This window comes from Mesorhizobium sp. L2C066B000, from assembly GCF_000502335.1.
Lineage (GTDB): Bacteria > Pseudomonadota > Alphaproteobacteria > Rhizobiales > Rhizobiaceae > Mesorhizobium.
In genome coordinates this window covers 1-22850 of record NZ_AYWZ01000011.1, presented here as the reverse complement: position 1 = coordinate 22850, position 22850 = coordinate 1, and the positions used below count along the sequence as shown (strand labels likewise).

Below are 22850 nucleotides of genomic sequence, written 5' to 3'. Positions count from 1 at the left end.
TTGGAAGCGCCGGCGGCTCGAAAAGAAAAGGCCGGTGCTTTTCGGCACCGGCCTGTTGGCTGAGACTTTCCTCCGGCCGCGCTTCTTCCGGCGCAGCTGCTATTCAATGCCCGCTGATTACATCCGGTAGGCGATGGTGTCGTTCCAGAAGCGGTCGAGGCGCTGCAGCGCGCGGTTCATCTGCTTGAACTCTTCGCTGTTGATGCCGCCGACCTGTTCGATCGAGCCGACATGGCGCTCATAGAGACCGGCGACGACTTCCGCCACTTCATTGCCCTTCGGCGTCAGCGAAACGCGGACCGAACGGCGGTCGATGCGCGAGCGCTGGTGGTTGATGAAGCCGAGATCGACCAGCTTCTTCAGATTGTAGGAGACGTTCGAGCCGAGATAGTAGCCACGCGAGCGCAGCTCGCCGGCGGTCAATTCGGAATTGCCGATATTGAACAGAAGCAGCGCCTGGATGGCATTGATGTCGGAACGGCCGTTGCGGTCGAACTCGTCCTTGATCACGTCAAGCAGACGGCGATGCAAACGCTCCACCAGCTGAAGCGATTCCATGTAAAGCGAACGGATAGCCTCGCGGCGATCGTCGGATACGTTGGCGGTCTTCGCCGCCGGACGCGAATTGATCATTGTCTTTGCCTCTCGTTTGTCGCCCTGGTGATTTTTTGTTTTTCACCTTGATTGCGACACTATCGAATACTCATAAAATTCGACTTAAACGCTAGGGCTAACAAGAGCTTACCGGTAATAGGTTTCGCAAGACGCTTAACGAACGGTCACCCGAGCAAGGATAATTAACCTAAAGATTTAGCCAATGGCTGCGGGGCGGCGTTTCAGGCGCGCGCGGGGCGCTTGCGCATCCAGATAACGACGCGGAAGGCGATGTAGAGCAGCGCCACCGCGGCATGCGAGAAGACGATCAGCGGCCGGTGGCCGTACAGATTGGGGAAGCCGGCATACATGATGGTCTCGGTCACCGCGCAGATGAACCAGATCACCGGGCCCCACGACGCCAGCATCCAGAGGCCGGCGGCGGCGAAGGGGAAGAACACGGCCAGCATCACCGCCACGACCTGCCAGTGCACCGGCATCAGGTCGAAGCGCCACAGCGGGCCGGGATAAAAGCCGATCAGCCGGATCCAGTACAGGATGCCGAACAGCAGGCAATAGCCCGCTATGACGCGCTGGAACCAGGCGAAGATGATCTCGACACCCGAGGGCTGCAGCACGATGCGCCGCGACGTGACCTCGCTCACAGTTCGAGCTCCCGTTCGAGCGGCGCGAAATAGGCGTCCACCGAAGCAGCGTCGACCTCGGCCAGGCTTGCCGGCCGCCACTGCGGCGTCGAACCCTTGTCGACGAGGACGGCGCGGATGCCTTCATAGAAGTCGTGCCCGGCCAGCATGCGGTTGAGGATGCGGAACTCCATCTTCATGCAGGCTTCCATCGACAGCGTCAGCCCGGCGCTGATCTGGCGCCACGCGACATTAAGGCTGGTCGGCGAGCGGGTGCGGATGGTGGCCAGCGTCTTGGCGGCAAACTCGTCGGCGCCTGCCGCCCGCTCCAGGCTCTCGAGGATTTCGGCGAGCGAGGGTTGGGAAAAATGCCGGGCAATGGCTTCCAACACCGGCTGGCCGGTCTCGCGCCTGGCCGGCACGAAAAAGCCGCGCAGCACCGATTCCGGATCGCCATTGGCGCAGAGCCGGTCAAGAAAGGCAGCCTGGTCAGCGGCCTTGATGGTGTGGGTGGCCAGGCCCGACCACAGCGCATCGCCATAGCGAATGCGGTTGCCGGTCAGCGCCAGATACATGCCGAAGCTGCCGCCAAGGTCGGGCAGAAGATGGCTGCCGCCGACATCCGGGAAGAAACCGATGCCGACTTCGGGCATGGCGAACTGGGCGTTCTCGGTCAGCACACGCTGCGAACCGTGGAAAGAGATGCCGACGCCGCCGCCCATAACGATCCCGTCGATCAGCGCGACATAGGGCTTTTTGTAACTGTTGATGCGGGCGTTGAGCCGGTATTCGTCGGCGAAGAACTCGACCGGCGGCTTTCCGGCGCGGGCCTCGTAGACGTGCATGATGTCGCCGCCGGCGCAAAACGCCCTGCCCTCGGCCTTGACGATGACGACATCGACGCCGGTATCGCGCTCAAAAGCGTCGAGCGCCTTGTCCAGCGCCTTGATCATGCGATGTGTCAGCGCATTGAGCGCCTGCGGCCGCGTCAGCGTGACGACGCCTGCCTTGCCCAACCGTTCGAAGCGGATCTCGTCGCCGCCGCCAAAATCCATCGTCAGAGAATCCCTCCCCGCGCCTGCGGGACTGAAGTGCTAAAGGTGGCGCATGGGTGCGTCAACCGGCGGGCGCGGTTTGGATTTTCGCAAGGGAACGCGACCGTGCTTTGCCCCCGACAGAAATGCGCGCAAAATTGCCGGGCAAAACAGCCTTTCTTCTGATGCAGGGACAAACGCATGACGCTTGAAACCGCAGCGCCGAGCCATGGCTGGGAGATGCCGAAAAAGTTCGACCCGGATGATGTTCTCAGCCGCCCGCTGATGGCCAATCTGGCGACCGTGACCGCTGACGGCGCGCCGCGCAACGCGCCGATGTGGTTCATCTGGGAGGACGCTGCGATCTGGCTGCTCGGCTCGACCGGCGCAAGTGCTGTCAAACACCTCGAACGCGACCCGCGCTGCGCCGTGGAGATCGTCCATTTCGACAATGAGGCCGGCATCCTGCTGCATCTCGGCCTGCGCGGCGTCGCCACCATAGAAGCGATGGCGCCGAACCGCTTCAAACGGCTGCTGCACAAATATCTCGGCCCGGAGGCGACCTGGAACCGCTGGTTCATCGACAATGTCGCCGACATCGGCCATCCGGACGGGCGCCTGATCCGGCTCGCCCCGGAGAGCACCTTCACCAACAATGTGTCGTTGTTCAAAACCGGCCCAGAACTGGCGTGGCCGCCAAAGCCGTAAGCACCGCGTCATCGGCTGGCACAATCGTGTCGCATTGGTCAGCGGCAAGGCCTCGTGGTAAAAGCCGCCTCGACCCGGAGTTTTTGCGATGAACAAATTCACCCCCGCGACGAGCAACAAATTCGCGCCGGCAAAGCCCGCCGGTGCGCGCAGCGTCGACGAGATCACCGGCAGCCGCCGCTTGCGGCGCATGCGCAAGGCCGACTGGTTGCGCCGCCTAGTGCAGGAAAACCGGCTTACGGTGAACGATCTGATCTGGCCGATCTTCGTCATCGACGGCAAGAACACGCGCGAGCCGATCGCCGCCATGCCCGGCGTCTTCCGCCTGTCGCTGGACCTCGCCGTCAAGGAGGCCGAGCGGGCCGCTAAGCTCGGCATTCCGGCGATCGCCACCTTCCCCAATGTTGAACTCAGCCTGCGCGACCAGACGGGATCGCACATCCTCGACCCGGAAAACATCATCAACCGCGCCACCCGCGCCATCAAGGACGCGGTGCCGGAGATCGGCATCATCACCGATGCGGCGCTCGACCCGTTCACCTCGCACGGCCATGACGGCATCTTGCGCGACGGCATCATCGTCAATGACGAGACGGTGGAACAGGTGACCGCCGCGGCCGTCATCCAGGCGGCGGCCGGCGCCGACATCATCGCGCCGTCCGACATGATGGACGGCCGCATCGGCGCCATTCGCGACGCACTCGACGCCAACGGTTTTTCGGATGTGGCGATCATGTCCTATGCGACGAAATTCGCCTCCGCCTTCTATGGCCCCTATCGCGAGGCGGTGGGCACCGCCGGCCTGCTCAAGGGTGACAAGAAGACCTATTATCTCGACCACGCCAATTCCGACGAAGCGGTGCGCGAGGCCGAGCAGGATATCGCCGAGGGCGCCGACATGCTGATGGTCAAGCCCGGCCTGCCCTATCTCGACATCATCCGCCGGCTGAAGGACGAGTTCCAGATGCCGACCTTCGCCTACCAGGTGTCAGGCGAATATTCGATGATCAAGGCGGCGGCCGCCAATGGCTGGATCGACGGCGAAAAGGCAATGCTGGAGAGCCTGCTCGCCTTCAAGCGCGCCGGCTGCGACGGCATCCTGACTTACTTCGCGCCGGAAGTGGCGCAAATGCTGAAGGGATAAATTCACTCCAGCACATAACTCTCTTTGACATTTCTTGTTTCGAAGTCCAGCCGACCACGCCCGCAAACCGACATGTCTTGGAACAAGTCGGGCTTCTTGATGCCTGCTTCAACACAGGCTTCTCTCAATTTGGGGGTGCAAATGACAATGCCCATGTTCTTCTGTTTGAAGATATGCGCATCGCCAACAATCTCCTCCTTGAAATAGAAGCAGGCGCCTCCGGCGCGGTCGTAGTGGACGCCTCCATTCTCGCCGATCAAAAGCCTAAACTTCGACGATTCGAGATCCACGGCATCAATCTTGCGAACGATGTCGCAAAGGTAGTGCTTTGGTTCGATCGGCTTTCCGCTCAAATAGAATACGTCGCAGTCGTTAAACACGACCCCATCGGGGTCGACTGACTGCAGAACGTCCTTCAGGCGCTCGGATACAAGCCAGTAACAATGAAAATCTTCTAAGTCTTTTGGTGGCCTGCAATAGGCTGTCGCTTCAGGCCGTAGCCTGGGCGTCTCCGGGTACTCAGGAAAGCCGTATCCCCCAAACTCCGTCGGCCCGAGCAGTATGCGGGGTGGCGGCACCAAAGCTTGGGCGTTTTCCAGCTGAAGACAATGGGACCCGCCGCGATATGTCGGTCCGATCTGGAAGAATTTTCCATGTTTCTTGAATTTCGCCTCTTTGCGGAAAACCCGCTCTGGGACTTGAGCTGGCCTATTCTGCGGGCGGTTCCGGTTGGCAAACAGTTTTGCAATGAGTGAAATAATGGTCACGTGCGCGCCTGCTCAGTTTACCGACTTTCGAGTTCAAGACTAAATCGCGTGAGAGTACCCGTCCACCTGCTTCGCGCCCGAAGTGGCGCAAATGCTGAAGGGTTAGCCGGAACCCTGATACACCGGGTTCCGGCTTTTCCTCACGCCTTCGGCAAATAAGGGATCGTTCCAGCGAGATCGGTATCGTCGATCAGTTGGAAGCGGCTGTCGCTGCCCTTCCGGCGCTCCGCCACAAACGGAGCGTATTGCGGATCGTTGGTGAAGGCTTCGGCTGCCTTTGCCGACGGAAACGCCATGATGGCGATCAGGCTGGTGTCGAGCGGCTTGCCCTCCAGCGTCTTCACATTGCCGCTGCGGGCGAGATACTTGCCGCCATGCTTGTGGACGAGGTCATGCACCGAAGCGGCATAGGCCGGCACCCATTTGTCGTCCTTCACCTTGATGTCTGCGATCACGTAAGCGGTCATTGTCCAACTCCTCATGGATCGGCACCGGACTGCCCGGTGACGTGACCGCTGCCTCGCATGGCGGCGCCGGACCGCTCCAGTCACAGAACTGTACCGGGGGTGCCAGTACAGCTTCTGTACTGGCTGAACTCAGGTTTTCTGAATAAGGTCCGGCAACATCTTTTGGAGCTCACCACATGACACAAGCCGGTTACAAGCAATTCTGCCCGCTCTCCATGGCCGCCGAGCTGCTCTGCACACGCTGGACCATGGTGCTGCTGCGCGAACTGGTGGCGGGATCGACCCGCTTCAACGATTTGCGCCGCGGCGTGCCGAAAATGTCGCCAACCCTTCTGTCGCAACGGCTCAAGGACCTCGAGGCCGGCGGCATCGTCGAGCGGACCGAGATCGCGACCGAGAAGGGCGTGTTCGAATACCGGCTGACCGAGGCGGGCCGGGATTTGCGCCCGGTTGTCGAGGCGATGGGGTTTTGGGGCCAGAAATGGGTCGAGGCCAGGCTGTCGCTCAAAAACCTCGATCCGTCGCTGCTGATGTGGGACATGCGGCGCAATCTGAACCCCAGTCCGCTGCCGGACGGGCGCACCGTGATACAATTCCTGTACCATGACCTGCCGGCGTCAAAACGATCGTGGTGGCTGATCGTCGAAAAGCAGGGCGAGGTCGATCTTTGCTGGTACGATCCGGGCTTCGACGTCGATCTCTACGTCTCGACCGATCTGTGCACCATGACCTCGATCTGGATGGGGCTGACGACAGTTCACAAGGAACGCGACAAGATCAGCCTGACCGGCGATCTCGACGTCGCCGGCAAGATGCAGATCTGGCTTGGGCTCAGCCCGTTTGCGGTGATGCCGAAGCGCGTGGCGGCTTGAGGTCCCTGCGCATTCCACAGATCGGCTTGCCTCTAAAAATACTAGTTGCAAAATGCAATCAGTTTGAATACTGATTGCAAATCACAACTGGTCACCGAAAGGGAGTCTCCATGTCCAAACTTCGCGTCAATGCCTTCACCTTGTCGCTCGACGGTTTCGGCGCCGGTCCTGACCAGGACCTGCAAAATCCGCTCGGCGTTGGTGGCGAATATCTGCACAAATGGATGACCGGCACCCGCACCTTCCATGAGATGGTCGGCAAGGATGGCGGCACCACCGATGTGGACGACCGGTTCACTGTCCGCAGCTTCGACAATGTCGGGGCCTGGATCCTCGGCCGCAACATGTTCGGCCCGATCCGTGGCGAATGGCCAGACGAGAGCTGGAAAGGCTGGTGGGGCGACAACCCGCCCTATCACGTGCCGACCTTCGTGCTGACCCACTACAAGCGCGACCCCATTGTGATGGAAGGCGGCACCGTTTTCCACTTCGTTGCCGGCGGCATCCACGCCGCGCTCGAACAAGCAAAGGCCGCGGCCGGCGGCAAGGATGTCCGCGTCGGCGGCGGCGTTTCCACCATCCGGCAATATCTGCAAGAGAAGCTCATCGACGAGTTGCATCTGGCGGTGTCGCCGGTGTTGCTCGGGAGGGGCGAGAGCCTGTTTGCCGGGCTGGATATGCTGAAGCTGGGTTACCAGTGCACCGAGCAGGTGGCGACAGCGCTCGCCACGCATGTGACGATCAAGCGGGTGTAGTGGCGAAGTGATAGGCGCAGGCTTCTTTCTCCCCGTTCTACGGGGAGAAATGCCCGGCAGGCAATGAGGGGCAGCGCTGCTTTTGGAGGTTAGCAGCGTCCGACGGCTGTGAATTCGTCGATGCCGGCGCTGCCCCTCATCCGCCCTTCGGGCACCTTCTCCCCGTGAAACGGGGAGAAGGAAAAGTGCTCAATACTTCTCCGGCACGTAAAGCTCGCGCGGCAGGACCTGGCGCTCGTACTCCGGGTTGAACACCCGCTCGGGCAGCGTGATTTCTTCGTGCGGCACGTCCTCATAGGGCAGCTGTTTGAGGAGATGGTCGATGCAGTTCAGCCGCGCCCGCTTCTTGTCGTTGCCTTCGACGATGTACCACGGTGCCTCTGGGATGTTGGTGCGGGCAAACGTCTCTTCCTTGGCCTTGGTGTACTGCTCCCAGCGCACGCGCGACTGCAGGTCCATCGGCGACAGCTTCCACTGCTTCATCGGGTCGTGGATGCGCATCATGAAGCGCATCTGCTGTTCCTCGTCGGTGATCGAGAACCAGTATTTGACCAGCGTGACGCCGGAGCGGACCAGCATGCGCTCGAACTCCGGCACGTCGCGGAAGAACTCTTCGACCTGATCGGGTTCGGCAAAGCCCATCACCCGCTCGACGCCGGAGCGGTTGTACCAGGAGCGGTCGAACAGCACGATCTCGCCGCCGGCCGGCAGATGCGGCACGTAGCGCTGGAAATACCACTGCGATTTTTCGCGCTCGGTCGGCGCCGGCAGCGCCACGACGCGGCAGATGCGCGGGTTGAGGCGCTGGGTGATGCGCTTGATGACGCCGCCCTTGCCGGCGGAATCGCGTCCTTCGAAAACCACCACCAGCTTCTTCTTGTGGTAGGCGACCCAGGACTGCAGCTTGATCAGTTCCGACTGCAAGCCGATCAGGTCGCGGAAATACTGCATGCGGTCGATCGACCGCGGATGCGCGTTCTTGTAGATCTTGGAGATCTCCAGCGACAGCGCCGGCTCCGACATTTCAAGCTCATAGTCCTCGTCGAGCATGTCGGCGAGTTCGGCTTCCAGCCAATCCCTGGCCGGAGAATTCTGCTTCAACTCGGTCATTTCCACTGCTCCGCTTGCCGGCTGGCATGAAACCCTGAGCCGACTCGATATAGGCCGCCAATGACGGTTTTATTGCAAGCCGCCGGCCAGCCGGTCATCACTGCAAACCAGCGAGCATTGCCGATCCATCGCCCTGGGATGGCGACAAGCCGCTCAAATTGTCCTACAATTGGCGGACCCCTTCGGGCTTCCCCGCCCTTTCCTGCTAAAACCGCCTCCCCACCAAAACTACGAGGATCTGACATGGAATACCGCACGCTTGGCCGTTCCGGCTTGAAAGTTTCGGCGCTGACCTTGGGAACCATGACCTTCGGCGGCAGCGGGCCGTTCGCCGCCGTCGGCAATTCCGATCTCGCGGAGGCCTCGCGCATCATCGACACTTGCATCGATGCCGGCATCAATCTCATCGACACCGCCAATGTCTATTCCAACGGTCTGTCGGAAGAGATCATCGGCGAGGCGCTCGGCGGCAAGCGCAAGAACGACGTGCTGATCGCCTCCAAGGCGCGCATGCGGATCGGCAAGGGCCCCAATGACGAAGGCCTGTCGCGCCATCATCTGATCCGCGAATGCGAGAAGAGCCTGAAGCGCCTCAGGACCGATGTCATCGACATCTATTTCCTGCACGAATGGGACGGCGCGACGCCGCTCGAGGAAACCATCTCCGCGCTCGACACGCTGGTTGCCCAGGGCAAAATCCGCTATGTCGGCTGCTCCAACTATTCCGGCTGGCAGGTCATGAAGGCGCTCGGCATCAGCGACAGCCAGCACCAGCCGCGTTTCGTCACCCAGCAGATCCACTACACGCTGGAAGCACGCGAGGCCGAGTATGAGCTCTTGCCGATTTCGGTCGACCAGGGCCTTGGCGTGCTGGTGTGGAGCCCGCTCGCCGGCGGCCTGCTGTCGGGCAAATACCGCCGCGACAGTCCGACGGCGCGCCAGATCGGCGGCTGGTCGGAACCGCCGATCCGCGACGAGGGCCGGCTGTGGCGGATCGTCGACGTGCTGGTCGACATCGGCGCCACTCGCGGCGTCTCGGCGGCCCAGGTGGCGCTGGCCTGGCTGCTTGGCCGGCCGGCCGTCAGTTCGCTGGTGATTGGCGCACGCAACGAGGCCCAGTTGAAAGACAATCTCGCCGCGGCAAGCCTGACGCTGTCCTTTGATGAACGCCAGCGTCTCGATGCCGTCAGCCGGCCGCCGGTGCTCTATCCCTACTGGCACCAGCAGTTTACGGCGAAGGACCGCTTCGGCCCGGCCGATCTGGTTATGGACCGCAGCGTCATCTGACTTAAGGGCGCCGGAAGCCGCTAGCCCGCGATAAACCGCCAGACCTGCGGATCGGGCTCGATCTGGCCGCTGAGCACGAAATATTTGTAGAGCACGAGCAGGCAGATCGCCTGCTCGGCCCGCTCGTCGGCGAATTTGCGGCAATAGGCGTTGGCCGCCGCAACGATGCGCTGGGCCTCGGCCGGATGCTGCTCGAGATGATGCACCCGCTCGGCCAGATCGCTGAAGTCGGGCGCCAGCGGCACATAATGGACATCGGGCTCGAGCTGCCCCTCGGCGAACCAGGTCTCGTAAGTCGGCGGCGGCATCAGGCAGAGCGAGTTCGAGCTCATGATCCATTTCAGATTGGTCGCGACATCATTGCCTTCGAGCGAGATGATGTAGCGGTAGCGGCGCTGCTGATCGATGCTGAGATAGGGCTTGCGGTATTCCGCAGGTGCTGTCGCCCTCGGCGTGCCGACATCGCAGAACGGCAGATTGCGGGCTGCATCCAGCAACAAGGTGCGGATCGGATTGTTGAGTTCGCCGCGCCAAACGACGAGCGGATGCTTGTCGGCGAAGGCGACATCGTCGGCCGGCATGTAGAAATGACGGAACTTGTTCAGCTTGAACAGGACGCCGTTGCCGTTGTCGCCGGCTATCGGCCGGTCCTTGACGATCGACGGCATCTTCGGCACTTCGATGACGTCGCCGAATTCCAGGTCGATGCGCAGATCTGGGTCGAAATAACGGGTGAACTCCTTCAGATCGTAATAGTACATGCTGCGGTCCGACGGCAGCCGGCTGACCGGCACGGCCTCGGGGCTGGGGCTAAAAGGCTCCCGCAGCGTGTTGTAGTAATTGAGCCGCTGGCGGACCGATGCGTCGGAAAGCCTGGCCTGATCGAGCAGCCGGCCGAGCCGGCGCCGGAAAAGAACCGGCGGCGCGATGTCGCGCATGGCGTTGCGCGCATAGTAGATCAGCTTCTGTGCGTTTCTTTGAAGCGTGGCCATCGGTCGTTTTGATTCGAAATCGGTCGGCGGCGGCTCCAGCAACTGTCCCGCAGCCTTTTCTAAACCATTGTGTTCGCCATCACGCAAGTCCAGAACCGCTGGCATCTGCCCTCGCGGCGCTGTTGTGTTTGCCGGCCAATGCTTCTAGGCAGGATCAGGCACAGCGAAAGGAAACGATATGGCTCGACCACCGAATTACGGTCAGGAACGCAAAGAGCGCGACCGGCAGAAGGCCGCCAAGAAGGCGGAGAAGCTCGCCGCCAAGGTCGCGGCCAAGGAGCGCGCCGAGCCTGAGAACGAGGCAAGTTCGAAAACCGACACCGAAACAGAAAAATAGGCAAGACAGGATCACCGGCCCACGAAACGGGCCGGATCCTGGCAAAATGCCGGTCTGATCAGGCCGATGTGATCAGGCCGGGGCCTTGTCGCTGACGAAGACGTTGACCTCGCGCGCGGCGGCGATGAAGGCGCGTCTTGCGATCATCGCCGGCTTGTCGCCGGCCAGCGCGTCATGGCAGGCCTGCAGCGCTTCGCGGTGCTTGGGGCTGCGCTTGCCGGGCCAGCTGTTGAGCAGGTAATCGGAAGCCTCGCGCACCGTACGCAAGAGCTGAGTGCTTCCCTCCGTGCCCGACTTAACGGTCACGGGTGTTTCAAATCGGTTGTTTTCCATGGGCGCCTCTTACGCCATCGGCGTCCGCGAAGCGAGGCCGAAAGCGGATCGCGACGGCGTTCTTTCGTTTTCGTGACCAGTATCAAGCGGCGACGACGGCAAAACCCCTGGCGCGCAGGCCGCGCCGGTCATTGTGCAACGACGTCACCAGGCGAGCGCGGCTGCCGGCGATATGGGCGGAAAGTCGCGCCGCCGCCGCATCGGCATCGCCGGCCCGCACCGCCGCCAGAATGGCGTGATGCTCGCTCCAGGCGCGGCCAAGGGCCGCCTCGTCGCGCACCTCCAGCCAGCGCGCCCGCGACAGCCGCGTCATGGCATCGCGCACGGCCCGAAACAGGAACTCGTTGCCGGAGAGCCGCGCCAGTTCGATATGGAAATCCATGCCGACGCGGTGCCATTCCTCGCGCGGCGTGGCAGTGTCGCAGGAGTCCAGCATCGCCTCGATGACATCGGCTGCGCTCCTGTCGGCCAGCGCCGAAGTCAGCCTGACCGCCGCGACCTCGACCGCTTCGCGGTACACCGCGATCTGTTCCAGTTCGGCAAGGTTGATCGGCGACACGGTCCAGCCGCGCCCGTCACGGCAGATCAGCCCTTCCGTCTCCAGCCGCAGCAGGGCTGCCCTGACCGGCGTGCGCGAGGCGCCGAAGCGGCTCTCGATCCAGCGCTCCGTCAGCCGCTCGCCAGGACCGACCTCGAGGCCAAGGATCATCTCGCGAAGCGCTTTTTCGACGATCTGCATCTGCGACATAGTTGCTTCCATTGCTGGCGATCGGCCTTGCCCGTTGGTCTTGCCGATCACATTGAGAGCGCCTGATTGACAGCAGCCGGGCTTTGCGTCCATGAGGTACCAAGTTGGTATCCCAAAATGGTATCCGCAGCAAGCGGACAGGACAGGACATGCCGCAGGACAGTGCAGCGCAGGCCGCCGAAGCGCCTTCCACCTACAACATTCATTGGCGGCGCAACCTGCTCGTGTGCTTTGCCGGATCGTTCAGCACGCTTGTGGCGATGACGCTGTTGCTGCCGTTCCTGCCGCTCTATGTCGAACAGCTGGGCGCCCTGGGCCACGCGGCGATCGTGCAATGGTCCGGCATCGCCTTCGGCGCCACCTTCCTTGCCGCGGCCCTTGTCGCACCGCTGTGGGGGCGGCTCGGCGACCGCTACGGCCGCAAGGTGATGCTGGTGCGCGCCAGTTTCGGCATGGCGATCTGCATGTCGCTGACCGGCATGGTGCAGACCGTCTGGCAATTGGTGTTTTTGCGCCTGTTGATCGGCTTTGCCGGCGGTTATTCCTCAGGCTCGACGATCCTTGTCGCCATGCAGACGCCGAAGGAGCGCTCCGGCTGGGCGCTTGGCGTGCTGTCGGCCGGCATCACCGCAGGCTCCCTGGTCGGCCCGTTGCTTGGCGGCGCGCTGCCGCCATTGATCGGTATTCGCGCCACCTTCCTCATCGCGGGCGGCGTCATTTTCCTGGCGGCGCTGGCGACGACGTTCCTGATAAAGGAGATGCCTCGCCCGCCAGTACAGGCAAAACGCGAGGAGAAACCAAAGGGAAGTTGGGCGCAGATCCCCGACAAACGCCCTGTCGTGGCCATGCTGGCGACCGGCATGCTGTTCACCTTCGCCAACATGTCGATCGAGCCGATCATCACCGTTTACGTCCAGCAACTGGTCGCGGAGGCAAGCCGGGTGACCCTGGTCTCAGGTGTCGTCATGTCGGCGGCGGCGCTGGGCGCCATCCTGTCGGCGTCACGGCTGGGCAAACTCGCCGACCGCATCGGCCACTGGAACGTCATCGTCGCATCGCTGGCCGTCTCGGCGCTGCTGTTGATACCGCAGGCCTTCGTCACCGAGAGCTGGCAGTTGGTCGGGCTGCGGTTCCTTATGGGTCTGGTGCTGGGCGGGCTGTTGCCCTGCATCACCAGCGTCATCCGCCACAATGTTCCCGATGGGGTCGGCGGCAATGTGCTGGGCCTGGCAATCTCGGCGCAATATGTCGGCCAGGTTGCGGGGCCGCTGCTGGGCGGCTTCGTCGGCGGCCATTTCGGCATGCGCGCGGTGTTTCTCGGCACGTCGTTGCTGATGGCGGGCGGTGCCGCGTATAATTGGCTGGCCCAGGCGCGCCGCACGCGCGACATGCTGGCGATATCGGAAAAATCCTGACAGACAGGTCGCGCCGCCTATCGTCAATCACGGAGCCCGAGACATGAGCATCGCCGAGTCAGCACCAGCAAACAGCGCGCGCATCCTCGTTTTCGCCGGCGGCATTGCCGGCGCGGCGGGCGTGGCGCTGTCGGCGGCATCAGCGCATCTCGGCGGCGCCTTCGTCGGCACGGCCGCATCCTTCCTGCTCATGCATGCGCCGGTGTTTTTGGCCGTCGGCCTCGCCGGCGCAAACCGGATCTTGCGGATCGGCAGCCTGGTGCTGCTCGTCGGGCTTGTTCTGTTCTGCGGCGATCTGCTGGCACGGGATTTCGTGGGATCGCGGCTGTTCCCGATGTCGGCGCCGATCGGCGGCACCTTGCTCATCGCGGGCTGGCTGGTGATCGCGGCCTCGGCGCTCGTGCGGCAACGGTCCTGACGAGCCAAGAACCCTGTCCCATCAGATATCACACGAGGCTTAATCCTGCCGGTTTTGCGGCAGCAGGTCGCGGTTGCGCTTGGCAGACTTGGTCGGCCGCCGCCTTTCCGGCTGCTCCGTGGCAGGCGAGATACCCCAGTAATTGCGATAAATGTCTTCGAACAGATGCTTCACGGGATGCATGTTCGTCTCCTCTTCAAGAACTTGAATCGATCCAATCAGCTGGCACGAAAATGCCGGGGCCGATCAGCTGCGCTTGCGTTTCACAAGGTATTGCAGGTCACGCCTCCACGGCCCGACCTTGTCGCGGCGCCTGCGGGTGGCGGCGTCGGAGACTATGCCCCAATCATTGCCGTAGATGTCTTCGAACAGATAATTCACGGGATGCACGGCACCCTCCTCTTGAATCGATCCAAGTTATACTTGGTGAATCCCTTGGATCGATTCAAATATAGACCCTCTCCGCCGTCCGATCAAGGGAAAATTTGAACCGATCCAACGAAAGTGCTAAACAGGCTCCGGTTCAGGAGACGAAAATGACGGCATTGACCTCCGGCAAGACGAGACCAGTGCGGCTTGCCGACATCGCCAAGGCGGCCGGGGTCTCGCACGGTACCGCGTCCAACGTGTTCGCTCGCCCGGAAATCGTGCGCGAAGAGGTCCGCGAGCGGGTCAAGGCGGCGGCGGAAGCGATGGGCTATGCCGGCCCGGATCCCAAGGGCCGGCTGCTGCGCGCCGGCAAGGTCAACGCCATCGGCGTGGCAACGGCGGAACCATTGTCCTATTTCTTCGACGATCCCTTTGCCCGCGTCATGATGGCCAGCATTTCGCAGGCCTGCGACGCCACCGGCGCCGGAATTTCGCTGGTCTCGGCCGCCAACAGCGAGCAGCTCGCCTGGAACATCCAGAGCGCCCTGGTCGACGGCTTCATCGTGTTCTGCATCGAGGGTGGGTCGCGGCTGGTCGAACTGGCGCGCGAACGCAAACTGCCTTTCGTGGCGCTTGATCTCGATTCGGAAAATGAGGCGGTCGCTGCGATCGGCGTCGACAACGTCGCCGGCGCGGGTCTGGCGGCGCGCCATCTGGCCGAGTTCGGCCATCGCAGCTTTGCCGTACTCGCCCTGGAATCTGCCGACGCTGGCTTTGGTCCCGTCACGCAGGAGCAAGTCGAGACGACATCCCTCTACTCGGGCACACGCGACCGTCTGCGTGGCTATTTCGGCGAGCTCTCCCGCTTCGGCATCGACGTCTCGCAAGTGCCAATCTACGAAACCCTCAATGACGAGGCGAGCGTTCGGGCCGGCCTCGATCATATTTTCGCGCTGCCGCAGACGCCGACGGCAATCCTGGCCATGTCGGACAAGATCGCGCTGCATGCGCTCGACTGGCTGCGCGAGCGTAACATTGCCGTGCCGGGCGATGTGTCAATCGTCGGCTTCGACGGCGTGCCGGAAGGCGCCGACTCCGAGCCGCCACTAACCACTGTCGCCCAGCCGATCGCCGAGATGGGCCGGCTGGCCGTCAAGGCGATCCTCGAAAATGACGGCTCGCAGCACCGGCAATTGCTGCCGGTCGATCTTGTGGTGCGGGGGTCGTCCGGCCCCTCGCCTGCTAGCTAGGCGGCTGATGTGGGATCATCGGCTTAGCCTTGGCATCGCGGGCATGCCGAAGGTCTGGTGAACGGCTGGCGCTTCTTTGCGAACCGGCTTTTTGCCCAAGCCGATGCCGGACAGCCACTCAAGATAGAAGGCGAGCGCGAATTGCATGGCGATGCCGGCCGAAATCAGCAAGACGTCATAGGCAAAGCCGCCCGGATTGATCAGCTTCATCACCTGCGCCGCCATGGCGATCAGCGTGCCGGCGAGGAACACCGGCAAGGAGCGCTTGCCGAGCAGGGCAAGCGGATGGTCCGGGCTGAGACGGAACAGGTTCGAGAAAGCCGGCAGGGCGACGATCAGATAGCTCACCGCCAATATGTGCAGGAGCCGCGGCAGCGACAGGAACGTCTTGTCGAAGCCGCCGATCACCACGGGCAGGTTAAACCACGTTATCTCGCCCCAGAGCGGGCTGTGCACCCAGACCGCCGCTGCCGCGACATAGGTCGCCGCGGCGCCCACCAGCCAACGATTGACGGGAATTGTGCCGCCGCGCCTGGCATGCAGCATGCCGGCAAGGCCGATGTTGAACAGGAATTGCCAGGACAGCGGGTTGAGGAACCAGAAGCCGGGCTCGGGATAGTTCGGCGGCGCGATCTGCCAGAGGCCGGCGACGAGCCACAGCGCGCCGGAAAAGACCAGCGCCGGGAGCGGCCGGTAGCTGACGAAGAGCAGGAAGAGCGGCGCCATCAACAGCAGCGCCGCATAGACCGGCAGGATGTTGTTGTAGCCAAGCTGGTGGCCGACCGTGACAATGCCGATCATGACCTCCGGCGTGTTCTTCATCAGCGGCTCGATGTTGATCAGCTTGAGCAGTTCCGGCCGCCGGCCGAACACCGCCGCGGCGCAGAACAACGCCATCACAACCATGGTGGTGACGATGTGGGCGCTGTAAAGCACGCCGGCCCGGCGCCACATCTTCAACATCGCCAGCAGCCGGCCGCCCGGCTGGAACTTGGTGCCATATGCGAGTGCGACCGACATGCCGGAAATCAGCACGAAGGCTTCCGCCGCGTCCGAGAATCCGAAATTCTTGTAGGTCAGCGTTTCGAAGACGGTGCCCGGCACGTGGTCGATATAGATGGTCAGGAGTGCGAGCGCGCGGAACACGTCAATGCGCGTGTCGCGATCGGGGATACGCGGAGCGCGATCGGCGATACGCGGGGCGCGATCGGGCGGGACTGGCAGGGTCATCGACAAAAGGCCTCAAAGGAGAGCAAGGATGCTCGCGTTGTTCATGCCGGGATGCGACCATCGGCGCACACCGCTTCGATTCCTCCCGCAGGGAGCATATCGGCGCAGAAACGGTCTGAAATGAGCCTGTTGCAATCACATTTGGCGGAGCGTGAAAATATTCCGTTTTGAAGCTGGCAAAGGACCAATGTCTCCGTGAAAACAACGAGATATGAGCGTGTATCGATATAGCGACGAGAACGCCTTTCTGCACCAGGATCTGGCCTTTCCCTACCGCCTCCTCAAGCCGGAGAATGCCGGCGGCGAGAGCCTGTTTTTACTGCACGGATCGGGTGTCGACGAAACGACGATGGTCCCGATTGCGAGGCAGATCGCCCCCAACGCCACGCTGGTCGCGGTGCGTGGCCGCATCCGCCAAGAAGACGGCTTCCGCTGGTTCGAGCGGATCACGCCGACCAGTTTCGAACAGGCGAGCATCCGTGCCGAAACATCGTACTTTGCCGCCTTCGCAAGCGAGGCCGCAAAGCGCCACGGGCTCGACCTCGCCCGGGCGACTTTCGTCGGCTATTCCAACGGCGCCAATCTGGTTTCCAGCCTGATGCTGCTCAACTCCGGCCTCGTCCGAAAAGCAGTGCTGCTGAGAGCGATGCCCGTGCTTGACGATGCGCCGGCAACCGATCTGACCGGAACGCGCGTCCTGATTGTCGCCGGTGCCGCCGACGAGACCTACGGGCCGTTTGCGCCGCCACTGGTGAGGCTGCTCAACAAACATGGCGCCGAGGTCGATGCGCGCATCGTGCCTTCAGGTCACGAAATCGGCGACCCGGATGCCGCCATCGTCCGGCAATGGTTGGCGGGACCAGCATTGGTCGCACGCCAGGCAGGCTAGGAGACCTTGGTAGACCGCATCGGCGCCCGGCGGAACAGCTGAGCAGATGCTCGTCGCCTAGCCCTGTCCCATCCGGTTCCAGGCATCGAGCCCGGCGATCTTGTAGGCTTCGGCCAGCGTCGGATAGTTGAAGGTGTTGTTGACGAAGAAATCAACCGTGCCGCCGAGGTTGATCACCGCCTGGCCGATATGGATCAGTTCGGTGGCGCCTTCGCCGACGATGTGGGCGCCGAGCAGGCGGCGCGTTTCGACCGAGAACAGCAGCTTCAGAAAGCCGGAGTTGACGCCCATGATGTGGCCGCGCGAGGTTTCGCGGAACCGCGCCAGACCGACTTCATAAGCAGCGCCGCTCTCGCGCACCTGCTCCTCCGACTGACCAACGGTGGAGATTTCCGGCACGGCGTAGATGCCATAGGGGAAGGTTTCCGGCGGCGGTGGCAGTTGCACGCCGAAGGCGTGGCAGGCGGCCACCCTGCCCTGCTCCATCGATGTCGAGGCAAGGCTGGGGAAACCGATGACGTCGCCGGTGGCATAGATGTTGGGCGCACTGGTCTGGAAGGTCTGCGGATCGACCTTGATGCGGCCCCGGGAATCGGCCTCGATGCCGACCACGTCGAGGCCGAGGCTGCCGAGATTGCCGCTGCGGCCGGCGGCGTAAAGCACGATCTCGGAGCGGATGGTGCGGCCATCGGCGAGCGTCACTTCGGCATAGTCGGGTTTTGAGACGATTTCCTTGACCGTACTGCCGAGGCGAATGGTCATGCCGCGGTCGCGCATCTGGTGGATGAAGTCGTCGACGATCTCGCGGTCGACGAAATCGAGGATGGTGTTGCGCGGCTCCACCAGCGTCACCGGCACGTCGAGCGCCGAAAAGATCGTCGCATATTCAACGCCGATGACGCCGGCGCCGATCACCGTCAGCGTGCGCGGCAGATGGTCGAGTTCCAGCATCTCGTCGCTGTCGAAGACGCGGATCTTGTCGAAGGGCACGTCGCGCGGCCGGTGCGGCCTGGTGCCGACCGCGATCAGCGCATTGGTGAAACCAACCTCCGAGTAGTCGCCATTGTCTGCCGTCAGGCTGACCTTGTTTGGGCCGACGAATTTCGCCATGGCGCGCAGGCTTTTGACGGCGTTGCGCATAAACTGGTGCTGCAGCACCTCGACCTCGTGGTCGAGCGTCTTGTGCAGCCGCTCGACCAGGTCGGCGATGGAGATGTCCTGCTTGACCCGGTAGCCGCGGCCGTAAAAGCCCCGCTCGCGCCAGCCGGACAGGTTCAGCACCGTCTCGCGCAGCGTCTTCGACGGGATGGTGCCGGTGTGCACCGAGACGCCGCCGAGGCGCCGGCCCCTGTCGACCACCAGCACCGATTTGCCGAGCTTGGCCGATTGCACCGCGGCGCGGCGCCCGGAAGGGCCGCTGCCGATGACCAGCATGTCGTAATCCATGTAACCCCGTCCCCTCGGCGTCTTGTTGCGCCGCAGCAAGCTAACGCCATCCGTCCACCAAATTCAATCGGCTCAACCGCGTCACACTGCCGAGCCGGACCGATGGACGAACCGATCTTGATTCCGCCCGCAGTCTTCACCATTTCAGTGGCGGCGCACCCTAGCGTGGCGCCTGTTACGAGGACATGACATGAACGCGCGCGTACTTGACGGCGAAATCATCACCAGCAGGCTCGACGACGTCAGGGCCTATGACGGCGTGCGCACGCGGCGCATCCTGGCCTTCATCATCGACTATTGCATCGTGGCGCTGCTCACCATTCCGTTCGCGATCCTGGTGGCCGTGCTTGGCCTTTTGACATTCGGTCTTGGCTGGGCGCTGTATTCCATCCTCGTGCCGGCGGTCGCCATTCTCTACATCTGGAACACGCTGGGCGGTCGCAACCAGGCCACATCAGGCATGAAGATGATGGGCATTCGACTCGATCGTCTCGACGGCAGCCGTATCGACGGCCTCACCGCCGTTGTCCATTCGGTGCTGTTCTGGGCGAGCACGGTCATCCTGACGCCGCTCGTCCTCCTGGTGACGCTGTTTTCCGATCGCAAGCGCACACTGCACGACCTGCTGCTTGGCACGGTCGTCAGCCGCAGCGACCGTTGAACCGGCGTCCAACCGACGCCAACAGGCATTTGTGCGCAAATGTGAAGGGGTCCGTTCAACCCCGCCTTCACAATCCTGTTGAATTTTTCGCCAGCCAAGCCAAAGGTAGAGCGATTCGCAGGAGTGTTCCCAAGGTTCGATGACGCACCATCCGACCCAGTCGCCGCAGTTCTTCCTGACCGCGCCATCGCCGTGCCCGTATCTCGAGGGCCAGTTCGAACGCAAGGTGTTCACGCATCTGGTCGGCGACAAGGCGCCGGAGATGAACGACCTGTTGACGCAAGGCGGTTTCCGGCGCTCGCAGAACATCGCTTACCGTCCCGCCTGCGAGACCTGCCGCGCCTGCGTCTCGGTGCGCATCCTGGCGCAGGAGTTCACCGCCAGCCGCAACATGAAGCGGGTGATCCAGCGCAATTCCGATCTGATCGGCGCCATGCACGACGCGCAGCCGTCGACGGAGCAGTATTCGCTGTTTCGCGGCTATCTCGACGCTCGCCATCGCCGCGGCGGCATGTCCGACATGACGGTGCTCGACTACGCCATGATGGTCGAGGATACCCATGTCGACACCAAGGTGATCGAATACCGGCGCCGCGGCCCCGACACATTCATCACCGGCAAGGGCCAGGGCGAGCTGATCGCCGTGGCGCTGACCGACAAGATGGCCGATGGCCTGTCGATGGTCTATTCCTACTTCAATCCCGAGTTCGAGGACCGTTCGCTCGGCACCTTCATGATCCTCGACCATATCGCCCGCGCCCGGGCCATGGGCTTGCCCCATGTCTATCTCGGCTACTGGGTCAACGGCTCGCGCAAGATGAACTATAAAATGCGCTTCATGCCGCAGGAGCATCTCGGCCCGAAGGGCTGGGAACGCTACGACCACGAAGCGGTCACGCGCTGATTTTTCTTCTTACCAGATCCTGATCTAAACATTTTCAGCCGAGACGATGCTGGTCTTTCCGCCCGTTGGCGGGGCGATTGCGCCGACCGGCATCTGCTCAAATCATTGCGAAAGCCGTTGCATGTCCTCTCACAATGCCCACACCAAAGGACTTCTGCTCACCGCGCTTGGCGGGCTGGCGCTGACCATCGATATTCCCCTGATCCGGCTCGCCCATGGCGAAGCCTGGACGATCCTTTTGCTGCGCACCGGCTGCACCTTCGTGGCGGGGCTGATCGTATGGGCCATCTGGCGCTCGTTCAGCAAGAATGCTCCGCAGCTGATACCCGGCTGGTCGGGGCTCGTCGTCGCCACCCTCTACGGGCTCGGCGCAATCGCCTTCATCACTGCCGTCTACAACACCTCGACCGCCAATCTGGTTTTCATCCTGGCCTTCTCCACCATGTTCTCGGCGCTGCTGTCGTGGCTGTTCCTGAAGGAGCGACCACAGCCGCTGACGCTTGCGGCAATGGCGCTGATGATCGTCGGCATCGCGATCATCGTCGGCGATTCCGTCGGCACGGGAGATCTGTTCGGCGATGTGATGGCGCTGTGTTCGGCCTTGGCGATTGCCTGCGCCATCACCGTTTCACGCGCCAGCGGCAGGGATATGGGATTCACCGCGCTGACCGGCGTCCTGCTGCCGTTCGGGCTGGCGGCGCTCATGGTCTCCAGGACCGGTTTCCAGGTGGAAGCGCCATGGTGGATCGTTTTCAACGGCGCCGTCATCATGCCGTTCGCCTTCTTCTGCCTGGCCAACGGGCCGAAATACATTTCAGGCCCGGAAGTGGCGATGTTCTATCTCCTGGAAACGGTTTTGGCGCCGGTCTGGATATGGATGATCTTTGCCGAGGCGCCGTCGCGCAACAGCCTGATCGGCGGCGTGATCCTGATCGTCACGCTGGTCGCGCATTCCCTGTGGCAGTTGCATGAAGGGCGCAAGCGCCGGGCAGCGCTCGCCGTCGCTTACCCAGTCTGACTTTTCTTCGCCGGGCCGGCGACAATCTCGATCTGCGGCGGCCCGCCTTCGAGCTCGGCCGCCCCGTCGGGAACGGTGTCTTCGGCCAGTTCCACCTCGCGCAGCCATTCGCGCCATATCGCCACCAGCAGCGCCATCAGCACGGGGCCGATGAACAGGCCGAGAAAGCCCATCGTCTTGACGCCGCCGATCAGGCCGAAAAAGGTGGGCAGGAAGGGCAATTTGATCGGTCCGCCGACCAGCTTCGGGCGCAAGGTCTTGTCGACGATGAACAGTTCCACCGCGCCCCAGATGAACAGCGCCAGACCCGCCATCGGCGAGCCGCTGGCGGCGAGGTAGATCGACACAAGCGTAAACGACAGCGGCGCGCCGCCGGGGATCAGCGCCATCACGCCGGTCAATGCGCCCAGCGTCACCGGCGACGGCACCCCGGCCAGCCAGTAGGCGATGCCGAGCACCAGCCCCTCGCCGATGGCGATCACGGTCATGCCGGTAACGGTCGAGGAGATGGTCGCCGGCACGACGCGCGAAATCCGCTCCCAGCGCGTCGGCAGGATGCGTTCGCCGAGCCGGTCGATCTGGCTGGCAAAGTGTTCGCCGTCGCGGTAGGCGAAGAACAGCGCGATCATCATGAACAGCAGCGTCAGCAACAGGCCGAAGGCGCTGCCGCCGGCAGCCAGCACGCCGCGATAGATGCTGCCGATATTGGCGCCGCTGACCAGCTGGATCAGCTCGCCGATGCCGCCGGGATGGCCGAAATTGTCGATCCACTGTTCGTTCAGCCACTCGCCGACGACAGGCAGCGAGGTGATCCAGTGCGGTGTGACCGCGCCGTGCCTGTTGGTCTCGATCGCCCAGCCGACCCATTCGCGGACCTCGTTGATGGCGTAGGTGCCGGCGAGCGCTATCGGCACCACCAGGAAGGCGAGGATGAACAGGATGGCGAGCGTCGCGGCGACGGTGCGGTTACCGCCGACACCGGCAAGCAGCCGGCGGTAGAGCGGCCAGCTGGCAAAAGCAATGACGAGGGCTGCCAGCACGGGAAACAGGAACCCGTGGAAGAAATAAACGCCGGCGGCGACGATCAGCACCAACAGCCAGCGCGCCGCCGACAGCGGCGGGATGACGGCGGCCCGCAGCGGTGTCGACAGGCCGAACAGGCGCTGCTGACGTTCCGGCTTCTGGATCTTCGCTTCCTTCAAACGGTCAATTCTCCCCAGCCTACACAGCGTTTATGCACTGTTATAGTGCCGCAATCGTGACGATAGTCCAAATGGTTGGTGAAGCTGCCAATCTCCCCCCTCGAGGGGGAGATGTCCGGCAGGACAGAGGGGGGTGTGAAGGATCGCCAACTTCCGGTCCCTTTCAACCCCCTTCAACCCACAACCGCTTCTCCAAATTACGTCAGGTCGGCGGGACAGCACCCCCCTCTGGCCTGCCGGCCATCTCCCCCGCAAG

Annotated in this window: 27 protein-coding genes; 13 read left to right on the top strand and 14 right to left on the bottom strand. The window is 62.7% G+C overall.

The window, feature by feature from the left end; all coding sequences use genetic code 11:
* Positions 1–117: 117 nt before the first annotated feature.
* From X733_RS145485 to X733_RS145495, 3 genes are all read right to left on the bottom strand, one after another.
* Positions 118–633 (bottom strand): winged helix DNA-binding protein, encoded by a 516-nt coding sequence (locus X733_RS145485; RefSeq protein WP_023672997.1) that lies wholly within the window; start codon positions 631–633, stop codon positions 118–120.
* 203 nt (positions 634–836) lie between these two features.
* The gene (locus X733_RS145490; RefSeq protein WP_023689511.1) at positions 837–1259 is read right to left on the bottom strand and encodes a DUF6163 family protein; all 423 of its coding nucleotides are present in this window, start codon (positions 1257–1259) and stop codon (positions 837–839) included.
* Positions 1256–2293 carry an enoyl-CoA hydratase/isomerase family protein gene (locus tag X733_RS145495; protein WP_023672999.1) on the bottom strand — a complete coding sequence of 346 codons (1038 nt, stop codon included), beginning with the start codon at positions 2291–2293 and terminating at the stop codon, positions 1256–1258. Before X733_RS145495 ends, X733_RS145490 begins: the two co-directional genes overlap by 4 nt.
* 180 nt (positions 2294–2473) lie before the next feature.
* On the opposite strand from X733_RS145495, the gene X733_RS145500 reads away from it, so the two are divergent.
* Together X733_RS145500 and hemB are read left to right on the top strand one after the other, a co-directional pair.
* The gene (locus tag X733_RS145500; protein ID WP_023705074.1) at positions 2474–2980 is read left to right on the top strand and encodes a pyridoxamine 5'-phosphate oxidase family protein; all 507 of its coding nucleotides are present in this window, start codon (positions 2474–2476) and stop codon (positions 2978–2980) included.
* An 88-nt stretch (positions 2981–3068) separates the two neighbouring features.
* Positions 3069–4124 (top strand): porphobilinogen synthase, encoded by a 1056-nt coding sequence (hemB, locus tag X733_RS145505; RefSeq protein ID WP_023819337.1) that lies wholly within the window; start codon positions 3069–3071, stop codon positions 4122–4124.
* 2 nt (positions 4125–4126) lie between these two features.
* Here hemB and X733_RS0135210 read toward each other — a convergent pair whose 3' ends face one another.
* Both X733_RS0135210 and X733_RS145510 read right to left on the bottom strand, forming a co-directional pair.
* On the bottom strand, positions 4127–4891 hold the full coding sequence (locus X733_RS0135210) for a DUF1629 domain-containing protein (protein WP_023697454.1): 765 nt from the start codon (positions 4889–4891) through the stop codon (positions 4127–4129).
* A gap of 140 nt (positions 4892–5031) precedes the next feature.
* Positions 5032–5358, bottom strand: a complete 327-nt coding sequence (locus X733_RS145510) for a DUF1330 domain-containing protein (protein ID WP_023673003.1) — start codon at positions 5356–5358, stop codon at positions 5032–5034.
* Between the two features lie 176 nt (positions 5359–5534).
* Between X733_RS145510 and X733_RS145515 the strand changes: the two genes are divergently transcribed.
* Positions 5535–6230, top strand: a complete 696-nt coding sequence (locus X733_RS145515) for a helix-turn-helix domain-containing protein (protein ID WP_023682403.1) — start codon at positions 5535–5537, stop codon at positions 6228–6230.
* Positions 6231–6340: 110 nt separating this feature from the next.
* Positions 6341–6985 (top strand): dihydrofolate reductase family protein, encoded by a 645-nt coding sequence (locus X733_RS145520; protein WP_023697456.1) that lies wholly within the window; start codon positions 6341–6343, stop codon positions 6983–6985.
* Between the two features lie 189 nt (positions 6986–7174).
* On the opposite strand, the gene ppk2 is transcribed toward X733_RS145520, so the two are convergent.
* Entirely contained in the window at positions 7175–8095 is a 921-nt protein-coding gene (ppk2, locus tag X733_RS145525; RefSeq protein ID WP_023819336.1) for a polyphosphate kinase 2, read from the bottom strand.
* A 243-nt stretch (positions 8096–8338) separates the two neighbouring features.
* Here ppk2 and X733_RS145530 point away from each other — a divergent pair, with 243 nt between their 5' ends.
* On the top strand, positions 8339–9382 hold the full coding sequence (locus X733_RS145530) for an aldo/keto reductase (RefSeq protein ID WP_023700559.1): 1044 nt from the start codon (positions 8339–8341) through the stop codon (positions 9380–9382).
* 20 nt (positions 9383–9402) lie between these two features.
* On the opposite strand, the gene X733_RS145535 is transcribed toward X733_RS145530, so the two are convergent.
* Positions 9403–10374 (bottom strand): glycosyl transferase family 90, encoded by a 972-nt coding sequence (locus X733_RS145535; protein ID WP_023700560.1) that lies wholly within the window; start codon positions 10372–10374, stop codon positions 9403–9405.
* 178 nt (positions 10375–10552) lie between these two features.
* Here X733_RS145535 and X733_RS1000000168405 point away from each other — a divergent pair, with 178 nt between their 5' ends.
* Complete coding sequence (locus tag X733_RS1000000168405) at positions 10553–10711, top strand: hypothetical protein (RefSeq protein ID WP_023673009.1); 159 nt, start codon at positions 10553–10555, stop codon at positions 10709–10711.
* 72 nt (positions 10712–10783) lie between these two features.
* Here the strand turns inward: X733_RS1000000168405 and X733_RS145540 are convergent, their stop codons facing one another.
* A complete protein-coding gene (locus tag X733_RS145540) occupies positions 10784–11017 on the bottom strand; it encodes a DUF982 domain-containing protein (protein WP_245259900.1) in 234 nt (77 codons plus the stop codon).
* Positions 11018–11126: 109 nt separating this feature from the next.
* The gene (locus X733_RS145545; protein ID WP_023689520.1) at positions 11127–11792 is read right to left on the bottom strand and encodes a GntR family transcriptional regulator; all 666 of its coding nucleotides are present in this window, start codon (positions 11790–11792) and stop codon (positions 11127–11129) included.
* Positions 11793–11941: 149 nt separating this feature from the next.
* Here X733_RS145545 and X733_RS145550 point away from each other — a divergent pair, with 149 nt between their 5' ends.
* Positions 11942–13207, top strand: coding sequence for a multidrug efflux MFS transporter (locus X733_RS145550; RefSeq protein ID WP_023739304.1), 1266 nt, complete (start codon positions 11942–11944; stop codon positions 13205–13207).
* Between the two features lie 43 nt (positions 13208–13250).
* Positions 13251–13625 (top strand): DUF423 domain-containing protein, encoded by a 375-nt coding sequence (locus X733_RS145555; RefSeq protein WP_023673013.1) that lies wholly within the window; start codon positions 13251–13253, stop codon positions 13623–13625.
* A 39-nt stretch (positions 13626–13664) separates the two neighbouring features.
* Here the strand turns inward: X733_RS145555 and X733_RS1000000170305 are convergent, their stop codons facing one another.
* Positions 13665–13808, bottom strand: coding sequence for a hypothetical protein (locus X733_RS1000000170305; protein ID WP_023673014.1), 144 nt, complete (start codon positions 13806–13808; stop codon positions 13665–13667).
* A gap of 63 nt (positions 13809–13871) precedes the next feature.
* The gene (locus tag X733_RS1000000170300; protein ID WP_023673015.1) at positions 13872–14015 is read right to left on the bottom strand and encodes a hypothetical protein; all 144 of its coding nucleotides are present in this window, start codon (positions 14013–14015) and stop codon (positions 13872–13874) included.
* A gap of 146 nt (positions 14016–14161) precedes the next feature.
* Between X733_RS1000000170300 and X733_RS145560 the strand changes: the two genes are divergently transcribed.
* Complete coding sequence (locus X733_RS145560) at positions 14162–15244, top strand: substrate-binding domain-containing protein (protein ID WP_023682412.1); 1083 nt, start codon at positions 14162–14164, stop codon at positions 15242–15244.
* Between the two features lie 15 nt (positions 15245–15259).
* Here X733_RS145560 and opgC read toward each other — a convergent pair whose 3' ends face one another.
* Entirely contained in the window at positions 15260–16474 is a 1215-nt protein-coding gene (gene opgC, locus X733_RS145565; protein WP_023819335.1) for an OpgC domain-containing protein, read from the bottom strand.
* A 217-nt stretch (positions 16475–16691) separates the two neighbouring features.
* Between opgC and X733_RS145570 the strand changes: the two genes are divergently transcribed.
* On the top strand, positions 16692–17363 hold the full coding sequence (locus X733_RS145570; protein ID WP_245274470.1) for an alpha/beta hydrolase: 672 nt from the start codon (positions 16692–16694) through the stop codon (positions 17361–17363).
* 57 nt (positions 17364–17420) lie between these two features.
* Here the strand turns inward: X733_RS145570 and sthA are convergent, their stop codons facing one another.
* Complete coding sequence (sthA, locus tag X733_RS145575) at positions 17421–18809, bottom strand: Si-specific NAD(P)(+) transhydrogenase (protein ID WP_023819333.1); 1389 nt, start codon at positions 18807–18809, stop codon at positions 17421–17423.
* Between the two features lie 190 nt (positions 18810–18999).
* Between sthA and X733_RS145580 the strand changes: the two genes are divergently transcribed.
* The 3 genes from X733_RS145580 to X733_RS145590 all read left to right on the top strand — a co-directional run bounded on the left by X733_RS145580 (position 19000) and on the right by X733_RS145590 (position 21392).
* Entirely contained in the window at positions 19000–19470 is a 471-nt protein-coding gene (locus tag X733_RS145580) for an RDD family protein (RefSeq protein ID WP_023673020.1), read from the top strand.
* 139 nt (positions 19471–19609) lie between these two features.
* A complete protein-coding gene (locus tag X733_RS145585; RefSeq protein WP_023682417.1) occupies positions 19610–20374 on the top strand; it encodes an arginyltransferase in 765 nt (254 codons plus the stop codon).
* Positions 20375–20495: 121 nt separating this feature from the next.
* Complete coding sequence (locus X733_RS145590) at positions 20496–21392, top strand: DMT family transporter (RefSeq protein ID WP_023819332.1); 897 nt, start codon at positions 20496–20498, stop codon at positions 21390–21392.
* Here the strand turns inward: X733_RS145590 and X733_RS145595 are convergent.
* Complete coding sequence (locus X733_RS145595; RefSeq protein ID WP_023819331.1) at positions 21380–22594, bottom strand: AI-2E family transporter; 1215 nt, start codon at positions 22592–22594, stop codon at positions 21380–21382. The two genes, X733_RS145590 and X733_RS145595, sit on opposite strands and share 13 nt — an antisense overlap.
* Positions 22595–22850 lie beyond the last annotated feature (256 nt).